This is a genomic window from Actinokineospora sp. (assembly GCF_050699995.1).
Taxonomy (GTDB): Bacteria; Actinomycetota; Actinomycetes; order Mycobacteriales; family Pseudonocardiaceae; genus Actinokineospora.
Genome location: NZ_JBOHGC010000567.1, coordinates 1 through 2399 on the forward strand (window position 1 = coordinate 1; position 2399 = coordinate 2399).

The window sequence follows — 2399 nt, forward strand, 5'->3', positions numbered from 1 at the left end:
GGACTACGGTGAGCATGGGCGTGCCTTCCCGACCGACGCGCCAACGTCGGCCTTGCTTGAGAACCTGAGCTGATCACCGGGAAGGTACGCCCCTCACCGGCAGATCCACAGGTTTCAAGCATTGCTCTGAGCAGTCGGTTCGAGAGTTGACGGATTCAAGGTCGTTCGAGCGGGGGCAGGCGTATTTCGACGCGGGCCAGGTGCGAACGGTCGTCGTCGGCGGCACCGTGGTGACGGCCGTCGTCGACGGCGGCAGCGCCTATCGGGTGCGGCTCTCGGTGACGGCTGCCGGGCTCGAAGCGAACTGTTCGTGCCCGCGTGAGGACGAAGGCGACTTCTGCGAGCATTGCGTCGCCGTGGCGCTGGCTTGGTTGGACGGCCACGGCGAACCAGCCGAGCGGGGAAGGTCTGGGCCTGATCACGAGCTTCGCGAATTCCTGCGCACCCAGGACGTGAACTGGCTGGTGGACGAACTGCTGCGCGCGGCGGATACTGATCCGCTGCTGTGGGCCCGGCTCGCTGTGGCGGCGGGCACCGATGCCCGCGACGCCTACGACGACGGGCCTTTGCGTGCTCGTCTGACGCGGGCTGTGGAGGTCGACGACTTCATCGGCTACCACGAGGCCCGTTCCTATTTCGGCGACGTCGACGACGCACTCGCGGAAGTGGCTGAGCTGATCGACGAAGGCTTCCCCGATGTCGCGATGAGCCTGGCCGAGCACACGTTGGAGTTGCTGGCCGAGGCGGGCGAACGGATCGACGACTCCGACGGCGGGCTCCAGGGGGCCATGGGCCGAGCCGAGGAGATCCACTTCGACGCCTGCTCGGCGAGCGGAGCCGACCCGGTACGGCTCGCCGAGTACCTGGCGAAGACGGCACTGGCCAGTAACTACGAAGTCTTCCTTACCGCGTTGCCGGACTACGCACCCGTGCTTGGCGCGGCAGGGATGGCCAGGTACCGGGACGTGGTGGAGACAGCGTGGCGCGAGCTCCCGCCGAAGCGGGCGGGCGAGTACGGCAGCGGACGGTTCACGGCCACGTACCTGATGGAACGCCTTGCCGAGTGCGAGGGCGGCGCCGACGCCGTGATCGAGGTTCTGGCCCGGGACGTGTGCAGCCCCTATGACGTGCTGCGGATCGCCGAGCGGCTCTGCGGGGACGGCCGCGACGACGAGGCACTGGAATGGCTCAGGCGAGGGATGACTGACTTCGCGCCCGACTCGCGCCTGCGTTCGCTGGCCGCCGAGTGCCACCTTCGGGCTGACCGGCGCGCGCAGGCCGTGGACCTGCTGTGGGCGAACTTCGCCAGTCATCCCCAACTGGACAGGTACATCGCGCTGCATGACGCCGCAGCGGACCAGTTCGGCAAGTGGCGCGACCGGGCACTCGCGTTGCTGGGCGAAGCTCCAGCGGTCACCGCTCGCTTCGGCGAGGGGCCATACGTGCAGCGCGCAGGCCGGTCGACGCTGGTCGAGGTGCTGCTCTGGGAGGGCGACACCGATGCCGCCTGGCTGGCCGCAGTCGACGGCGGGTGCCGCGACGAACTGTGGCTGCGGGTAGCCCGGGAGCGTGCGCTTACCCACCCCGCCGACGCTGTTCCTGTTCTGCTGGGGGCGGCGGCCCAACGGATAGACCACAAAAACAGGGACGCCTACAGGGCCGCGGCCGCCCTCCTAGTGGAAGCCAAAGCCCTGTTCATCCGCTGCGACCGGCACGAGGACTTCGAGTCCCATCTTCGCGCCCTTCGTGCCGCACACAAGCCCAAACGAGCGCTCCGCGAAGAACTCGACCGCGCACTGCTCCCGTAAACCGGCAGGTGGCGGAAGGGGGAAGCGGACCCGGCAAGATCGGCTGCGAAATCAGCCGTCGCTCCGCACGCCGCACCCCGGATGCCGAGAGTGGATGCGGTCTGCCGCAATGCGCGAATGATTGAATCATTTAACCATGTTGACGAATCATCCTGCCATCGGTCAGGCTTGTCCACATGCTGTTCCAGCCACCGGTCCTGGACGCCGAAGACATGCGGGTTGTCGATGAGATCGAGCAGCTCCGCCATAAGCTGCGGCACTGGCTCGCCCAACCCCGACGATGGAAGGGACAGCTTCGGCGAAACCTGAAGGCTCGTGCCATCAGGGGGTCGAACAGCATCGAGGGCTACGACGTCTCGCTGGATGACGCCCTCGCCCTGATGGAGGACGAGGAACCGCTGGATGCCGACCGTCGAACGTCACTGGAGATCGTCGGTTATCGCAACGCCTTGACCTACATCCAGCGTGACTGGTCAGCTGGTTATGCGGGAAGTGCGGGCAGCCAGGGACGGCGCTGGGCCAGCATGGTCAGCGCGTCGATGAAGCGGACGCCGTGTTTGATGGCGGTCGCCAGGTAGCTGCGGATTGCGG

The 2399-nt window shown here is 67.1% G+C and carries 2 protein-coding genes; both read left to right on the forward strand.

What is annotated here, in order from left to right; genetic code table 11:
• Positions 1-146 precede the first annotated feature (146 nt).
• Positions 147-1808 (forward strand): SWIM zinc finger family protein, encoded by a 1662-nt coding sequence (locus tag ACRDSQ_RS27465; protein ID WP_431424982.1) that lies wholly within the window; start codon positions 147-149, stop codon positions 1806-1808.
• Between the two features lie 176 nt (positions 1809-1984).
• Positions 1985-2386: a hypothetical protein gene (locus ACRDSQ_RS27470; protein ID WP_431424983.1), complete on the forward strand. Its 402-nt coding sequence runs from the start codon at positions 1985-1987 to the stop codon at positions 2384-2386.
• Positions 2387-2399: the final 13 nt, after the last annotated feature.